This is a genomic window from Microbacterium sp. zg-Y1090 (assembly GCF_030246945.1).
GTDB classification, from domain to species: domain Bacteria; phylum Actinomycetota; class Actinomycetes; order Actinomycetales; family Microbacteriaceae; genus Microbacterium; species Microbacterium wangruii.
The window spans coordinates 2,354,617-2,370,519 of record NZ_CP126742.1; the positions used below are offsets into that span (position 1 = coordinate 2,354,617).

Below are 15,903 nucleotides of genomic sequence, written 5' to 3' on the forward strand. Positions count from 1 at the left end.
GCCTCGACCGCACCGGCCAGAATGGGAACGTGGACTGGCAGACCTCCGAAGACACCGTGCCCTCGGCGCCGGTGACCGAGGCCGACGCACGCCTGCTGCTGGGCCGCCCGCCCGCGACCGGCGCCTGGCGCGACGGCGATCCGCCGGGCGAGCGCAGGTTCGCCGCGTTCGGCGCCTTCCGCACCGAGAGCGGACGCGAGCTGCCGGCGATGCGGCTCGCGTACGAGACCTGGGGCGAGCTGAACGCCGCGCGCGACAACGCCGTGCTGATCCTGCACGCCCTCACCGGCGACAGCCACGTGCGCGGTCCCGCCGGGCCGGGCCACCCCACCTCCGGCTGGTGGAGCGACATCGTCGGCCCGGGCGCCCCGATCGACACCGACCGCTGGTTCGTCGTGGCGCCCAACATGCTGGGCGGATGCCAGGGCTCCACGGGGCCGGCGAGCATCGGCCCCGACGGCTACGAGTGGGCCTCGCGATTCCCCTACCTCACCATCCGCGACCAGGTGGCGGCCCAGGTGCGCCTGGCCGACGCGCTCGGCATCGACCGCTGGGGGGCGGTCGTCGGCGGCTCGATGGGCGGCATGCACGCGCTGGAATGGGCCGTGTCCGAACCCGACCGCGTCGCGCGCCTCGCGATCCTGTCCGCCCCACCGGCCAACACCGCCGACCAGATCGCGCTGAACTCGGTGCAGCTGGAGGCGATCGCGATTGACCCGCGGTTCCAGGGCGGGGAGTACTACGACGCCGGCGACGGCGACGGCCCCCACCGAGGGCTGGCCCTCGCCCGCCGCATGGCTCTGCTGAACTACCGCTCGCCCACCGAGCTGAACTCCCGCTTCCAGCGCTCGTGGCAGTCCGGCAAGAGCCCGCTCGGTCACGGCGGCCGGTTCGCCGTGGAGTCGTATCTCGACTTCCACGGCAACAAGTTCACCCGTCGCTTCGACGCCAACAGCTACCTCGTTCTCGTCGAGGCGATGGACTCGCACGACGTCGGCCGCGAGCGCGGCGGCATCGAAGACGCCCTGGCCCGCGTGACCGCCACGACGCTCGTGCTCGGCATCGACAGCGACCGGCTCTTTCCCGTGGACGGGCAGCACCGCATCGCCCGCGGCATCCCGCGCACCCTCGACGGCGACCGCGCGGTGGTGCTCTCCAGCGACTTCGGCCACGACGGGTTCCTCATCGAGACCGAGGCGGTCGGCCACCACCTGCGGCGGCTGCTGCAGTCCTGAGCGCTCAGCCCGGCGTGAGCGTGTAGCGCCAGGGCAGGGCGCCGACTTCGAGCCGGTGGCGGGCGGCTCCGGGTGGGGCGGCCGCGTCGTACTCGTCGTCCTCCTGCCACATCAGCAGCGGCCCCTCGGCCCCGCGCCGGGCGACCGTTTCGAACGAGCGTCGACCGACGAGGCGCACCGCGGCGAGCGCCCCGGCGACATCGCCGTGGTCGCGCAGGCCGTGCAGCGTCACCCACGTCGGCGGGTACAGGATCATCTCGTCGCGGCCGTGGGCGGCCAGTGCGTCGGCAGGGCGCATCCAGCGCGCCGCGACAGCCTCATCGGGTGACGGCTGCACCTGACCGCCGGGGTCGGCGGCGACGAAGAACCAGGTGCGGATGCGCAGCGGCAGCCCCGGCGGCGGGTCCCACACCGACAGCGGCACGAGCTGGGCCGGGTCCACCACGAGCGCGCTCTCCTCCCGCGTCTCCCGCGCGGCCGCCCGGCGGGCCGGCGCGTCGTCGTCCCGGTCGTCGTCGCGTCGATCGGCGTCGTCGAGCCGGCCGCCGGGAAAGACCCACGCCCCGGCGAACGAGCCGCGGTCGGGCCTCTCCAGCATCAGCACCTCGACACCGGCCGCGCCGTCGCGCAGCAGCACGACGGTCGCCGCCACAGGGATCGCCGGATCCTCCGCGTCGCCGGGACGGCGCGGCGCCGACTCCCCCGCGGCGTCGGCGAGCGCCCGCAGCGCGCCGCGCCCGCCGTCGACCCCCGCCACGTCAGTCCGAGCGGGCGGCGTCGGACGCGGCGCCCGACGCCTGCGCCGGGTCGTCCTCCGATGCGGCGCGTTCGAGCGCCTGCTCGAGGCGCTGCACCTTGCCGTCGATCTCCCCGGAGTGACCGGGACGGATGTCGGCCTTCAGCACGAGTGAGACGCGCGACCCGAACGGCATCACCGCGTCGGTGGCGCGCTTGACGACGTCGAAGACCTCGTCCCATTCCCCCTCCACCTCGGTGAACATCGACGTCGTGCGGTGCGGCAGGCCCGAGGCGCGGACGACCGCGACGGCGGCGGCCACGGCGTCGTGCACCGAGCCGTCGGCGCGACCGGTGCCGCTGGGGGCGACGGAGAAGGCGATGAGCATGGGAGGACCTCCGGTTTCAGGGCGATGGTGCGAGAACGGATGCCGGGCGGCGGACGCGGGCAGGGACCGGCACGGCCGCGAGCCGCACCACCGCCCACACCAGCAGCGCGATGTAGAGGGCGTTGCGCACGGTCAGCACGCCCACCGGCAGCGCCGCGGCCGAGAGCACCCCGCCGTAGAGCACGGGGTACACCAGCTGCGTCAGCAGTGCGGTGACCAGGCCCAGCGCGGCGGGAGCCCACCACCGGCGGCGGTCGATCACGAGGCCGAGCACCAGCGGTGCGACCAGCCACGTGGCGAACTGCGGCGAGCCGACCTTGTTGAAGACGATGAGGACCGTCACGAGGCTGAGCGCCAGGGGCGGCAGCAGCACGGCGAACCGGGCGCCGCGCCACGCCTTGACCGCGCCGAGCGCGGCCACCGCCAGCACCGCGCCCGCCAGCAGCGGCGTCATGACGGCGATGACGAGATCGACCTGCGCGCCGGTGACCTGGAAGGTGAGCAGCTCGCGCTCGTAGTAGATCTGGGCACCGGGTGTCCCCCGCACGGCCTGCCACAGGTACACCGCGCTCACCGGCGCCTCCAGCTGCAGGCCGCGGCCGGTCTGACCGGCGACGAAGCCGAACACGTGGGCACCGCCGCCCGCCGCCACGACGCCGGCGACGACCAGCAGGGACACCGCGGCGGCGCCGCCGATCACCCGTCCCCGGCGGCGGCCGGCCACCAGCGCCGCCGCCAGCAGCGCCGCCGGCCACACCTTCATCCACGTCGCGATGGCCAGCAGCGCGGATGCCACGAGGGGCCGGCCCGCCAGCCACAGGCATCCGGCGATGGCCAGGGCGACGGTGAGACCGTCGAGCCGGTACATTCCCACGGGCCCGAGCGCGAGGATCGCGGCGAGCCAGAACGCCGCAGCAGCGGTGCGGCCGCGGGAGCGCCCGCGCCCCACGAGCAGCGCGAAAGCGAGCGCGTCGACGGCCGTCACCACCAGCGCCCAGCCGATCGTGTAGCCGCCGATCCACGACAGCGGCCAGGCCGCGATCATCGGCAGCAGCGCCAGCGGCGGGTACACCCACGAGAGGGTGACGCCCATGACCTCGGTGCCGGCGGGACAGAACCCGTCGAGCCCGCCGCGCAGCGCGCACCAGGCCCACGGCTCGTAGACGAGGTAGACGTCGCCCATGGGCTGATTCGGCAGCGCGAAGCCCAGCCCCGCCACCGCGGCATGCACCACGACGAACGCCAGCCACAGCACCGCTCGCCTCGACACGTCCCCCATCCTACGAACGTCTCCCCCGCCCGTCGGCAGCGGGTTCGGCCGCCGGGCGGTCAGAAGCGCCCCGACAGCACGCCGCCGACGATCCGCGGCAACGCCGCCGCGGCATCCATCGCGGTGATCGGCCCGTCCCCGACATCGGCGGCAGCCCGCGCTCCGGCGCGGCCGTGCAGCCACGCCCCCGACGCGGCGCAGCCCACCAGCGTCTCGCGATCCACGTCGCCCGCGGCAGCGGCGGATGCCACCAGCGCCGCGATCACGCCCGCCAGCACGTCCCCGGTGCCGGCGGTGGCCAGCCACGGCGTGCCGGCGCGCACCCGCACCGCCGTGCGGTCGGGGGCGGCCACGAGCGTCTCCGCCCCCTTCAGCAGCACCACGGCCCCCAGCGCCACGGCCGTCTCGGTCGCCGCCGCGGCACGATCGCCACCCTGCGGGTCGACGGCCGCGAGACCGAGGAGGGACCGCAGCGCGTCGTGCTCGCGGTCGTGCGGCGTGACGATGATCGGCGCCGTCGCCGCCGGCGCCAGATCCAGCGCCCCGGCGTCGACCACGACGGGCTCCTCACCGGCGAGCAGGTGCCGCAGCGCCGCGGTCTCCGCCTCGTCCCGACCGGCCGCGTCGGTTCCGGAGCCGATGAGCCATGCCTGCACCCTGCCGGGGGCGGTGACCGTCTCGGGCCGCCGCGCGAGCACGGATGCCGCGGCCCCGGCCGGTCCGAGGTAGCGCACCATGCCCACGCCGGTCCGCCACGCCGCCTCGACGCCGAGCACGGCGGCGCCCGGGTACCGGTCGGATCCGGTGCGCACCCCGACGACGCCGCGGGAATACTTGTGGTCGGCGTCCGTTGGCCTCCGGAGGGAGCTCACCACGTCCCCGCCCGTCCACACGCCCGTCGTCGTCATGGGCGTCACCCTACCCGTGCCGGAGACACCGTGACCCTGCTGCTGGACCCCCTGACCCTCGGTGCCGACACCGACACCGACACCGACACCGCCACCGTCGTCGCCCGCAACCGGCTGTGGGTCGCCCCCATGTGCCAGTACTCGGCCGAGGACGGGATGCCGGGTGAGTGGCATCACGTGCACCTGGCGCAGTTCGCGTCGGGCGGGGCGGGCATGGTCACGGCCGAGGCGACCGCGGTGACGCCCGACGGGCGGATCTCGCCCGACGACGTGGGGCTGTGGAACGACGCCCAGCGCGACGCCTGGGCGCCCATCGCCGCAGCCATCCGCCGCCGCGGGGCGGTCCCCGCGATCCAGCTCGCGCACGCCGGCCGCAAGGCGTCGACGTGGTCGCCCCTGACCGGCCGCCGCGGCGCGGTGCCGCACGCCGAGGGCGGCTGGCCCACCGTCGCACCCTCGGCCGTCGCATTCGACGGGTTCGCCGAGCCCCGCGCCCTCGACGCCGCGGGCATCGAGGAGGTCGTGGCCGCCTTCGCCGCCGCCGCACGACGGGCTGTGGCCGCCGGCTTCGACGTGCTGCAGGTGCACGCGGCCCACGGCTACCTGCTGCACCAGTTCCTCTCCCCGCTGTCCAACCGCCGCGACGACGACTACGGCGGGTCCCTGCAGAACCGGGCGCGGCTGCTGCTGCAGGTCTGCGATGCGGTGCGCGATGCGGCGCCGCATGCCGTGATCGCGGTGCGCTTCTCCGCGACCGACTGGGCCGAGGGCGGCTGGGACGTCGCCGACACGGTGACGGTCGCCGGCTGGGTCGCCGCGCGCGGCGTCACCCTCATCGACGTCTCCAGCGGCGGACTCGTCGCCCACCAGCGGATCACCACCGGGCCCGGCTACCAGGTCGCCTTCGCCCGCGCCGTGCGAGCCGGTGTCGACGTGCCCGTCAGTGCGGTCGGCGAGATCACCGACGCCGCGCAGGCCCAGTCGATCCTCGCCGCGGGCGACGCCGACGCCATCATGGCCGGACGGGAATGGCTGCGGGATCCCCACTTCGCGCTGCGCGCCGCCGGCGAGCTGGGCGCCGACATGGAGTGGCCCGCTCAGTACGTGCGAGCGCGCCGCCGCTGACACCCGACGCCGCGCACCGAGGGGGATGCCGGCCGACCCGGCATCCCCCTCGGGTCAGCGCAGCCGCCGAGTGGCGTCCTGCACCTCGCCGACGAGTTCTTCGAGGATGTCCTCGAGGAACAGCACGGCGGTGGTGCGGCCTGTCGCATCGCGCACCTGAGCGAGGTGGCGGCTGGAGCGGCGCATCACCGCGAGCGCGTCTTCGAGGTCGGTCGTCTCGGACACCGGCACCATGTGGTGGATGCGCTTGGGCTTGACAGGCTCGGCCGTCACGACCGCGGCATCCGCCCCCTCGGCCTCGCGCAGCACGTCCTTCAGGTGCACGTAGCCCACCGGGGCGCCCTCGTCGTCGACGATCACGTAGCGGGAGAAGCCGTGCCTGGCCACTGCGCGCTCGATCTCATCCGGGGTGGTCGACTGCGGCAGGGTCACCAGCGCGGACAGCGGAACGGCGACGTCGCCCGCCTTCTTGTCGGTGAACTCCACCGCCGCCGCAACCGCGCCGGTGACGTCGTCGAGCACGCCCTCGATGCGGGACTGGTTGACGATCGTGGCGACCTCTTCGAGCGTGAAGGTCGAGGCCGCCTCGTTCCTCGGCTCCACCCGGAACAGCCGCACCGCATGGTTGGCGATCCAGTTGAGGGACACGATGATCGGGTGGAAGAGCTTGGACACCCACACCAGCGGGGTGGCCAGCAGCAGCACCGCACGATCGGGCAGCGAGAACGCGAGGTTCTTCGGCACCATCTCGCCGAACACGACGTGCAGGTACGACACCACCAGCAACGCGACCACGAAGGCGGTCACGTCGACCGCGGCCTCGCCCAGTCCGGTGAGCCCGAGCGGCACCGCCAGCAGGTGGTGGATCGCCGGCTCCGACACGTTCAGGATCAGCAGCGAGCAGATCGTGATCCCCAGCTGCGCCGTGGCGAGCATGAGCGTGGCGTGCTCCATCGCCCACAGCGCGGTCTTGGCCGCCCGGGACCCCTTCTCGGCGAGCGGCTCGATCTGGGAGCGGCGTGCGGAGATGACGGCGAACTCGGCGCCGACGAAGAACGCGTTGAACGCCAGCAGCACGACCAGCCAGGCGAGGCCTGCCCAATCACTCATCGTCTGCCCCTTCCGCTGCGGCATCCGGGGTCGGGCGCGGTGTGAACCTCACTCTGTCGACACGGCGGCCGTCCATGCGCTGCACGGTCAGCGTGCCGTCTTCCAGCTCCACTTCGTCGCCCACCTTCGGGATGCGCTCCAGCACGCTCATGATGTACCCGCCCACGGTGTCGTAGACATCGCCTTCGGGCACCCGGATGCCGGTGCGGTCGCGCACCTCGTCGGGGCGCAGATCGCCGGGGAAGGTCACGAGGTCGGCGGTGCGCACGATGCCGGCGCGACTGCGGTCGTGCTCGTCGAGCACCTCGCCGACGATCTCCTCGACGAGGTCCTCCAGGGTCACCACACCCGCCGTGCCGCCGTACTCGTCGACGACGACGGCCATCTGGTAGCCGCGGGCGCGCAGTTCCGTGATGAGCGCGTCCAGGTGCACCGCCTCGGGCACGCGCAGGGGCTCGGAGGCGATCGCGGCGGCGGGCACCTCGGCGCGCCGCTCCCGCGGCACGCTGACGGCGGCCTTCAGATGCACGACGCCGGTGATGTCGTCCATCGACTCGTCGTAGACGGGGAAGCGACTGTGCCCGGTGCGGCGGGCCAGCTGGATCACATCCTCGACGGAGTCCGACGCCGCCACGGCGTGCACGCTCGGGCGCGGCGTCATCACATCGGCTGCGGTCAGGCGGGTGAAGGTCAGGGTGCGCTGCAGCAGCGAGGCGGTGTCCTGCTCGAGAACGCCGGCGCTGGCGGAGCGACGCACGAGGCTCGACAGCTCCTCGGCGGTGCGAGCGCCCGACAGCTCCTCCTTCGGCTCGACTCCCATCGCGCGCAGCACGCCGTTGGCGCTGCCGTTGAGCAGGCTGATGGCGGGCTTGAACACGGTGGTGAAGCCCACCTGGAACGGGATGACGAGCTTGGCGGTCTGGCGCGGCACCGCCAGGGCGAAGTTCTTCGGCACCAGCTCACCGAGGATCATCGAGAAGATCGTCGCGATCGACACGCCCACGACCGCCGCGATCGGCCGGGACACCGCCTCGGACCAGCCCCACGCCTCGAAGACGGGTGCCAGCAGGTTCGAGATGGCCGGCTCCATCGTGTAGCCGGTCAGCAGGGTCGTCAGCGTGATCCCCAGCTGTGCGCTGGACAGGTGGGTCGAGGTGACCCGCAGCGCCGAGATGGTCATCGCCAGGCGGGACTCCCCCGCAGCCTGACGGGCTTCGAGGTCGGCGCGGTCGAGGTTCACCAGGGCGAACTCACTGGCGACGAACAGACCGGTGCCCACGGTCAGGAGCAGCCCGACGCCGAGCATCACGTAGTCGAGCACACGTCACCCCCGGTCGGAGGCGAGGAGAGTCGGTGGAGCGGGCGTCTGGTACTGGGAGGGTCGTCCATCGTAGAGGGATTCTACGACACGCTCCTCTCCTCTCCCCGGGCGTTTCCCCGCAGCATCCGCCGGCCGCGCCAGGGTCAGCGGCATCACCAGCTGACGGGCAGCGCCTTGCCTTCCTCATAGCCGGCGGCCGACTGCAGGCCGACCATCGCACGCTCGTGGAACTGCGTCACCGTGGCCGCGCCGGCGTAGGTGAACGACGACCGCACTCCTGCGGTGATCATGTCGATGAGGTCCTCGATGCCCGGGCGCAGCGGATCGAGGTAGATCCGCGACGACGAGATGCCCTCGGCGAACAGTTCCTTGCGGGCGAGCTCATACGGGTCCAGCCGACCGAAGCGCCCGTGCACCGCCTTCGTGGATGCCATCCCCCACGATTCCTTGTACGCGCGTCCGGACTCGTCCTCCCGCAGCTCCCCCGGCGCCTCGATCGTGCCGGCGAACCACGACCCGATCATCACCGACGAGGCGCCCGCCGCCAGGGCGAGGGCCACATCCCGGGGATACCGCACGCCGCCGTCGGCCCAGACGTGGGCGCCCTGTTCCGCGGCGGCCTGCGCCGTCTCGTGCACGGCGGAGAACTGCGGCCGGCCGACCGCGGTCATCATGCGGGTCGTGCACATCGCGCCCGGGCCCACCCCGACCTTCACGATCGACGCGCCCGCCGCGACCAGATCGGCCACGCCTTCCCCGGTCACGACGTTGCCTGCCGCGATGGGGAGGCCGAGGTCCAGAGCCGACACCGCGCGCAGCGCCCGCAGCATGCCGTCCTGGTGCCCGTGCGCCGTGTCGATGACGAGCACGTCGACGCCCGCTGCCGCGAGGGCACGGGCCTTGGCCGCCACGTCGCCGTTGATGCCGATGGCCGCGGCGACGATGAGCCGACCGTCACGGTCCACGGCGGGCCGGTACACCGCCGAGCGCAGCGCGCTGCGTCGCGACAGGGTCCCCACGAGCATCCCGTGGTGCAGAACGCACACGACGTCGGTGTCGGCCGCCACGATGAGGTCGAAAGCCTGCCGCGGGGTCTCCACATCGTCGGCGTCGATCGCTGCCGCCCGACCGCGCACCAGGTCACCCAGCTGCGCGTCGGCCAGGGCGGTCCCGAGCCGCGTGGCCGGCACCACGCCGATGACGTCGTCCATGAGGAGGCCGCCTCCGGCCGCCGACCCCGTTGCGGGCGCGACGACGATGCCGTGGCCCTCGGTCGCGGGCAGCAGCCGCCGCGCGTCGGTGACGGTGGCCTCGGGGGGCAGCACGAGCGGGGTGTCCCACCGCACCGGCTGGTCCTTGACCCACCGGATGGCGGCATCCAGCTCCTGGAGCGCCATGTCCTGGGGGAGCACGCCGAGCCCGCCGCGTCGCGCGAGGGTCGCGGCCAGTCGCGCCCCGGTGACGGAGTTCATGTTCGACGACACCAGCGGGATGGTCGCCGGGGTGCCGTCGCCGGGCGCGAGGTCGACCTCCAGACGGCTCTGCACCGACGAATGGCGGGGCACGAGGAACACGTCCGAATAGGTCAGATCCACGGAGGGGCGCTCACCGGAGAATCGCATGGTGCCACGCTAGCCGCGCACGTGCTCCGGCGGGCCAGTATCCGAATCACCCGAAAGGTCAGCACGGGCCTGAGATGGCCCGGCAAAAGGCGTTAGTCTTGACTGTTGTGTGCGCGCAGGCGACGACGAGGCCGCGCGAATCGGAACTTCACCGAAGAAAGCAGGCGATCCAGCGTGTCCAGCCAGGTGACCGGCGTCGGAACCTCGAGCGAAGGCGAGTTCGGGGCAAACGCCTGGCTCGTCGATGAACTCTACGAGCAGTACAAGGCGGACAAGAACTCCGTGGACAAGGCCTGGTGGCCGGTGCTCGAGGCCTATCAGCCCGGGGAGGCCGCGGGCGCAGCGTCCGCCGGGGCCGGCGCACCCGCGCCCAAGGCCGAGCCTCACCCGGTGACCGCTCCGATCCCGGTGATCGGCACGCAGCCGGTGGCGCGCACCACCGCGCGTCCCGCCGCGCCCCAGCCGATCCCCGCCCAGGCGCAGGACCGCAAGCCGCGCGAGGCGGAGCAGGCGGGCGAGGACGTCGTCACTCCGCTGCGCGGCATGACCAAGACCCTCGCGGCGAACATGGACGAATCGCTGACCGTCCCCACCGCGACGAGCGTGCGCACGGTGCCGGCCAAGCTCATGATCGACAACCGCATCGTGATCAACAACCACATGGCGCGCACCCGCGGCGGCAAGGTGAGCTTCACCCACGTCATCGGGTGGGCGATCGTGCAGGCGCTGAAGATCTTCCCCAGCCAGAACGTCGCCTACGCCGAGGTCGACGGCAAGCCGTCGGTCGTGGCCCCCGCCCACATCAACCTGGGCATCGCGATCGACCTGCCCAAGCCCGACGGCTCGCGGTCGCTGCTGGTGCCGAGCATCAAGCGCGCCGAGACCCTGACGTTCGGCGAGTACCTCTCGGCATACGAGGACCTCGTCACCCGTGCCCGCGCCAACAAGCTCACCGCAGCGGACTTCCAGGGCACGACCATCTCGCTGACCAACCCCGGCGGCATCGGCACCGTGCACTCCGTGCCGCGGCTGATGAAGGGCCAGGGCTGCATCGTCGGCGCCGGCGCGCTGGAATACCCGGCGGAGTTCCAGGGGTCGAGCGAGAAGACGCTGGTCAACCTCGGCATCGGCAAGACGATCACCCTCACCAGCACCTACGACCACCGTGTCATCCAGGGCGCCGGCTCGGGGCAGTTCCTCAAGATCGTGCACGAGATGCTCACGGGCGGGCACGACTTCTACAGCGACATGTTCGCGGCGTTGCGCATTCCCTACGCGCCCATCCACTGGGCCAACGACATCAACGTCGACCTCGCCGAGCGCGTGGACAAGACCGCGCGCGTGCAGGAGCTCATCAACTCCTTCCGCGTGCGCGGCCACCTCATGGCCGACATCGACCCGCTGCAGTACATGCAGCGCACGCACCCCGACCTCGAGATCGAGAGCCACGGCCTCACGTTCTGGGACCTCGACCGCGAGTTCGTCACCAACGGCTTCGCCGGCAAGCGCACCATGAAGCTGCGCGACATCCTCGGGGTTCTGCGCGATTCCTACTGCCGCACCCTCGGCATCGAGTACATGCACATCCAGGACCCCGCGCAGCGCACGTGGTTCCAGGACAACGTCGAGTCGAAGTACGAGAAGCCCACCCACGACGAGCAGCTGCGGGTGCTGAGCAAGCTCAACGAGGCCGAGGCCTTCGAGACCTTCCTGCAGACCAAATACGTCGGCCAGAAGCGCTTCAGCCTCGAAGGCGGCGAGTCGCTCATCCCGCTGCTGGACCAGGTGCTGCGCGGCGCGGCCGACGCCGGCCTCGACGGCGCGGCCATCGGCATGGCGCACCGCGGCCGGCTCAACGTGCTCACCAACGTCGCAGGCAAGACCTACGGCCAGGTGTTCCGGGAGTTCGAGGGCTCCGTCGCGATCGGCTCGAAGAGCGGATCCGGCGATGTGAAGTACCACCTCGGCACCGAGGGGACGTTCATCGCCGACAACGGCAAGGAGCTGCCGGTGGTGCTGGCGGCCAACCCGTCGCACCTCGAGACCGTGGACGGCGTGCTCGAAGGCATCGTCCGGGCCAAGCAGGACCGCAAGCCCATCGGCACCTTCTCGTGGCTGCCGATCCTCGTGCACGGCGACGCGGCGTTCGCCGGTCAGGGCGTCGTGGTCGAGACGCTGCAGATGTCGCAGCTGCGCGGCTACCGCACGGGCGGCACGGTGCACGTGGTCGTCAACAACCAGGTCGGCTTCACGACCCTGCCTCAGGATGCCCGCACGTCGGTGTACGCCACCGATGTCGCCAAGACCATCCAGGCGCCCATCTTCCACGTGAACGGGGACGACCCCGAGGCGGTCGTCCGCGTGGCGGAGCTCGCCTTCCGCTACCGCGAGGAGTTCCACCGCGACGTCGTCATCGACCTCGTCTGCTATCGCCGTCGCGGTCACAACGAGGGCGACGACCCCTCGATGACGCAGCCGCTGATGACCAACCTCATCGAGGCGAAGCGGTCCGTCCGGCGCCTCTACACCGAGGCGCTCGTCGGCCGCGGCGACATCACCGAGGAGGAGTACGAGCAGGCCAAGCGCGACTTCCAGGAGCGCCTCGAGATCGCGTTCGCCGAGACGCACGCCGCCGAGACCGGCTCCTCCCCCGTCATCGATGCGGCGACAGCCGCGTCCGCGGTCGAGCCCGCGTCGGGTGAGCCGGAGAGCACGGGCGTCTCGCGCGAGGTGGTGCACCTCATCGGAGACGCGTTCGTGAACAAGCCCGACGGCTTCACGGTGCACAACAAGCTGCAGCAGCTGCTGGACAAGCGCAACGACATGAGCCGGAACGGCTCGATCGACTGGGCCTTCGGCGAGCTGCTGGCCTTCGGCTCGCTGCTGCTGGAGGGCACCAACGTGCGCCTGGCCGGCCAGGACGCCCGCCGCGGCACGTTCGTGCAGCGTCACTCGGTGCTCCACGACCGCGCCAACGGCCAGGAGTGGCTGCCGCTGACGAACCTGTCCGAGAACCAGGGCCGGTTCTGGGCGTACGACTCGCTGCTGAGCGAGTACGCGGCCATGGCCTTCGAGTACGGCTACTCCGTGGAGCGTCCCGACGCACTGGTGCTCTGGGAGGCGCAGTTCGGCGACTTCGCCGACGGCGCCCAGACCGTCATCGACACCTATCTGTCGTCGGCCGACCAGAAGTGGGGCCAGCAGTCCAGCGTCGTGCTGCTGCTGCCGCACGGCTACGAGGGTCAGGGACCCGACCACTCCTCGGCACGCATCGAGCGCTACCTGCAGCTGTGCGCCCAGGACAACATGACGGTCGCGCGTCCCTCGACGCCGGCGTCGTACTTCCACCTGCTGCGGCGCCAGGCGTACGCCCGGCCGCGCCGCCCGCTGGTGGTCTTCACCCCCAAGGCCATGCTGCGCCTGCGCGGAGCGACCAGCGCGGTGGACGACTTCCTCACCGGCAAGTTCGAGCCCGTGCTCGACGACGACCGCGGGCTGGAGCGGTCGGCTGTCAAGCGCGTGCTGCTGCACTCGGGCAAGATCCACTGGGACCTCCGGGCCGAGCTGGAGAAGAAGCCCAACCCCGAGATCGCACTGGTGCGCCTGGAGCAGTTCGCCCCCGCGCCGATCGATCAGCTCAACGCCGTCATCGAGAGCTACCCCGACGCCGAGCTGGTGTGGGTGCAGGACGAGCCCGAGAACCAGGGCGCCTGGCCGTTCATCGCGCTCGAGGTCGTCAAGCACCTGCGCGGCCGCACGATCGCCCGCGTCTCCCGCTCGGCTGCGGCGTCCACCGCGACCGGGTCGTCGAAGAAGCATGCGATCGAGCAGGCCGAGATCCTGCGTCAGGCGCTCACCCTCTGAGGTCGGCGCCGTGGACGGTCAGTGCGCGGCCTGCGCCTCGCGCAGGCGCGCCAGCACCTGGTCGCGCAGCTCCTCGGGAGCCGTCTCCTTGCAGGCACGCGCCACGACGTCGGTCAGTGTCTTGGCGACCAGCGCCTCGTCCTGACAGGCCGGACAGTGGTCGAGATGCTCGGTGATATCGGCGTGCGCCGTCTTGCAGACCTCGTTGCGCAGGTACTCCTCGAGGTCCCGGCGAGCCTTCTCGCAGCCGCAGTCGGTCATTTCGCACTCCTCGTCGCGGTCGTGTCGATCCCGCGTTCTCTCGCATAGTCGGCCAGCAGCTCCCGCAAGAGGCGTCTGCCGCGATGCAGGCGACTCATGACGGTGCCGATGGGTGTTTTCATGATGTCCGCGATCTCCTGATACGCGAAGCCTTCGACGTCGGCGAAGTACACCGCGAGGCGGAAGTCCTCGGGAATCGCCTGCAGCGCCTCCTTGACCGCGGATGCGGGCATGCGGTCGATGGCCTCGGCCTCCGCCGAACGGGCGCTGGTGGCCGTGGTGGACTCCGCACCCCCCAGCTGCCAGTCCTCGAGGTCGTCGAGCGTTCCCTGATAGGGCTCCCGCTGCTTCTTGCGGTAGGTGTTGATGTAGGTGTTGGTCAGGATCCGGTACAGCCACGCCTTCAGGTTCGTGCCCTGGGTGAACGACGCCCACGAGGCGAAGGCCTTCACGAACGTCTCCTGCACGAGGTCGGCCGCGTCGGCCGGGTTGCGGGTCATGCGCATCGCGGCTGCGTACAACTGATCCATGAACGGGAGCGCCTGCTCCTCGAACTGGGCGCGTGCGTCCGCTGCGGCATCCACTTGGTCGCTCATCACCGGCCAGTCTACGTCCGCGCTCAGAACGCCCCACGGGGGTTCGTCAAGGGTGACGGACATCTTTCTCCATTTCCTGGCGCAAACGGCGCGTTTCGTTAGGGTAGAACGCGATGAGCGTCGCTGAGTATTCCTCCCCACCTTCTGCCGATGACGGCGGGTGGGCCGCGCCCACCGCTGAGGCCCCCCTGGATGCCGTTGTGAGCGTCCCCGGATCCAAGTCGCTGACCAACCGGGAACTGATCCTGGCGGCCATCGCCGAGGGCCCCGGGAGGCTGATCTCGCCGCTGCACTCCGATGACTCCGCGCGCATGATCGAGGCGCTGCGGACGCTGGGAGTGGAGGTGCAGGAGGTCGCCGGGACCGGCGACTTCGGGCCCGACCTCGTGGTCACGCCGATCAGCCCGCTGACCGGCGATGCGGTCGTGGACTGCGGCCAGGCGGGCACGGTGATGCGCTTCGTCGCGGCGATCGCCGGCTTCGCCTCGGGCGAGGTGACCCTGACGGCCCACGAGACGGCTCTGCACCGCCCCATGGGCGAGATGATCAAGGCCCTGCGCGCCGTCGGCAACGACATCGACGACGAGGGCACCTGGTCGCTCCCGTTCATCGTGCACGGCCATGGCCACGTGCGCGGCGGCGAGGTCGAGATCGACGCCAGCGGTTCCAGCCAGTTCGTCTCCGGCCTGCTGCTGGCGGCGGCACGCTTCGACGTCGGGCTGACCCTGCGTCACGTCGGGCCGCGCCTGCCCAGCATCCCCCACATCGACATGACGGTCGAAGCCCTCGGGCACCGCGGTGTGCACGTGGAGCGGCCCAGCGCGACGGAGTGGATCGTGCCGGCCGGCCCGGTGCGCGCCAAGGACGTGGCGATCGAGCCCGACCTTTCCAACGCCGCGCCGTTCCTGGCCGCGGCGATGCTCGTCGGCGGTCACGTCTCCGTGACCGGCTGGCCGGCGCACTCGACGCAGCCCGGAGCCCTCCTCACCGAGATCCTCCCCGTCATGGGTGCCCGCACGCAGCGGCGGGGTGGCGCCCTGACCGTCACGGCCGGTGCCGGCGGCATCCACGGCGTCGACCTCGACCTGTCCGCGGCCAGTGAGCTCACGCCCACCCTCTGCGCCCTCGCGGCTTTCGCCGACGGACCCACGACCATCACCGGGATCGGCCACATCCGCGGCCACGAGACCGACCGCATCGCCGCGCTGGTGGGCAACCTGCGCGCACTGGGCGGCGAGGCGCACGAGCTGCCCGACGGCATCCGCATCGTCCCCCGCCCCCTGACCGGCGGCGTCTGGCGCGCACACCACGACCACCGCATGGCGACCACCGGTGCGCTCATCGGTCTGCTCGTGCCCGGCGTCGTCGTCGACGACATCGGCACGACCGCCAAGACGCTCCCGCAGTTCCCGGAACTGTGGGCGGCGATGCTCGGCGCCGACGCGGCGGACACCGCGCGGTGACCGC

The 15,903-nt window shown here is 71.9% G+C and carries 13 protein-coding genes; 4 read left to right on the forward strand and 9 right to left on the reverse strand.

The genetic code is table 11. The features are described 5' to 3' along the window. Positions 1–29 precede the first annotated feature (29 nt). The gene (gene metX, locus QNO26_RS11205; protein WP_257526606.1) at positions 30–1,235 is read left to right on the forward strand and encodes a homoserine O-acetyltransferase MetX; all 1,206 of its coding nucleotides are present in this window, start codon (positions 30–32) and stop codon (positions 1,233–1,235) included. 4 nt (positions 1,236–1,239) lie between these two features. Here metX and QNO26_RS11210 read toward each other — a convergent pair whose 3' ends face one another. The 4 genes from QNO26_RS11210 to QNO26_RS11225 are packed head-to-tail and all read right to left on the reverse strand — an operon-like array spanning position 1,240 to position 4,537. After that, complete coding sequence (locus tag QNO26_RS11210) at positions 1,240–1,992, reverse strand: NUDIX domain-containing protein (RefSeq protein WP_257526605.1); 753 nt, start codon at positions 1,990–1,992, stop codon at positions 1,240–1,242. 1 nt (position 1,993) lies between these two features. Then, a complete protein-coding gene (locus tag QNO26_RS11215; protein ID WP_257526604.1) occupies positions 1,994–2,359 on the reverse strand; it encodes a thiamine-binding protein in 366 nt (121 codons plus the stop codon). A gap of 16 nt (positions 2,360–2,375) precedes the next feature. Next, positions 2,376–3,629 (reverse strand): glycosyltransferase 87 family protein, encoded by a 1,254-nt coding sequence (locus QNO26_RS11220; RefSeq protein WP_257526603.1) that lies wholly within the window; start codon positions 3,627–3,629, stop codon positions 2,376–2,378. A gap of 59 nt (positions 3,630–3,688) precedes the next feature. Further along, complete coding sequence (locus tag QNO26_RS11225) at positions 3,689–4,537, reverse strand: ADP-dependent NAD(P)H-hydrate dehydratase (protein WP_257526602.1); 849 nt, start codon at positions 4,535–4,537, stop codon at positions 3,689–3,691. Between the two features lie 30 nt (positions 4,538–4,567). On the opposite strand from QNO26_RS11225, the gene QNO26_RS11230 reads away from it, so the two are divergent. Continuing rightward, positions 4,568–5,662, forward strand: coding sequence for an NADH:flavin oxidoreductase/NADH oxidase (locus QNO26_RS11230; protein ID WP_374679351.1), 1,095 nt, complete (start codon positions 4,568–4,570; stop codon positions 5,660–5,662). Between the two features lie 54 nt (positions 5,663–5,716). Here the strand turns inward: QNO26_RS11230 and QNO26_RS11235 are convergent, their stop codons facing one another. The 3 genes from QNO26_RS11235 to guaB1 form a co-directional block, all read right to left on the reverse strand. After that, positions 5,717–6,772 (reverse strand): hemolysin family protein, encoded by a 1,056-nt coding sequence (locus QNO26_RS11235; protein WP_257526601.1) that lies wholly within the window; start codon positions 6,770–6,772, stop codon positions 5,717–5,719. Next, complete coding sequence (locus tag QNO26_RS11240) at positions 6,765–8,078, reverse strand: hemolysin family protein (RefSeq protein ID WP_257533562.1); 1,314 nt, start codon at positions 8,076–8,078, stop codon at positions 6,765–6,767. Before QNO26_RS11240 ends, QNO26_RS11235 begins: the two co-directional genes overlap by 8 nt. Positions 8,079–8,245: 167 nt before the next feature. Beyond that, positions 8,246–9,715 carry a GMP reductase gene (gene guaB1 / locus QNO26_RS11245; protein ID WP_257526600.1) on the reverse strand — a complete coding sequence of 490 codons (1,470 nt, stop codon included), beginning with the start codon at positions 9,713–9,715 and terminating at the stop codon, positions 8,246–8,248. A 174-nt stretch (positions 9,716–9,889) separates the two neighbouring features. On the opposite strand from guaB1, the gene QNO26_RS11250 reads away from it, so the two are divergent. Then, positions 9,890–13,579 (forward strand): multifunctional oxoglutarate decarboxylase/oxoglutarate dehydrogenase thiamine pyrophosphate-binding subunit/dihydrolipoyllysine-residue succinyltransferase subunit, encoded by a 3,690-nt coding sequence (locus tag QNO26_RS11250; protein WP_257526599.1) that lies wholly within the window; start codon positions 9,890–9,892, stop codon positions 13,577–13,579. Between the two features lie 18 nt (positions 13,580–13,597). On the opposite strand, the gene QNO26_RS11255 is transcribed toward QNO26_RS11250, so the two are convergent. Together QNO26_RS11255 and QNO26_RS11260 are read right to left on the reverse strand one after the other, a co-directional pair. Then, a complete protein-coding gene (locus QNO26_RS11255) occupies positions 13,598–13,840 on the reverse strand; it encodes a zf-HC2 domain-containing protein (RefSeq protein WP_257526598.1) in 243 nt (80 codons plus the stop codon). Beyond that, positions 13,837–14,436 carry a sigma-70 family RNA polymerase sigma factor gene (locus tag QNO26_RS11260; RefSeq protein ID WP_257526597.1) on the reverse strand — a complete coding sequence of 200 codons (600 nt, stop codon included), beginning with the start codon at positions 14,434–14,436 and terminating at the stop codon, positions 13,837–13,839. The genes QNO26_RS11255 and QNO26_RS11260 overlap by 4 nt, the downstream gene beginning before the upstream one ends. A gap of 113 nt (positions 14,437–14,549) precedes the next feature. On the opposite strand from QNO26_RS11260, the gene aroA reads away from it, so the two are divergent. After that, positions 14,550–15,899 carry a 3-phosphoshikimate 1-carboxyvinyltransferase gene (gene aroA, locus QNO26_RS11265; protein ID WP_257526596.1) on the forward strand — a complete coding sequence of 450 codons (1,350 nt, stop codon included), beginning with the start codon at positions 14,550–14,552 and terminating at the stop codon, positions 15,897–15,899. Positions 15,900–15,903: the final 4 nt, after the last annotated feature.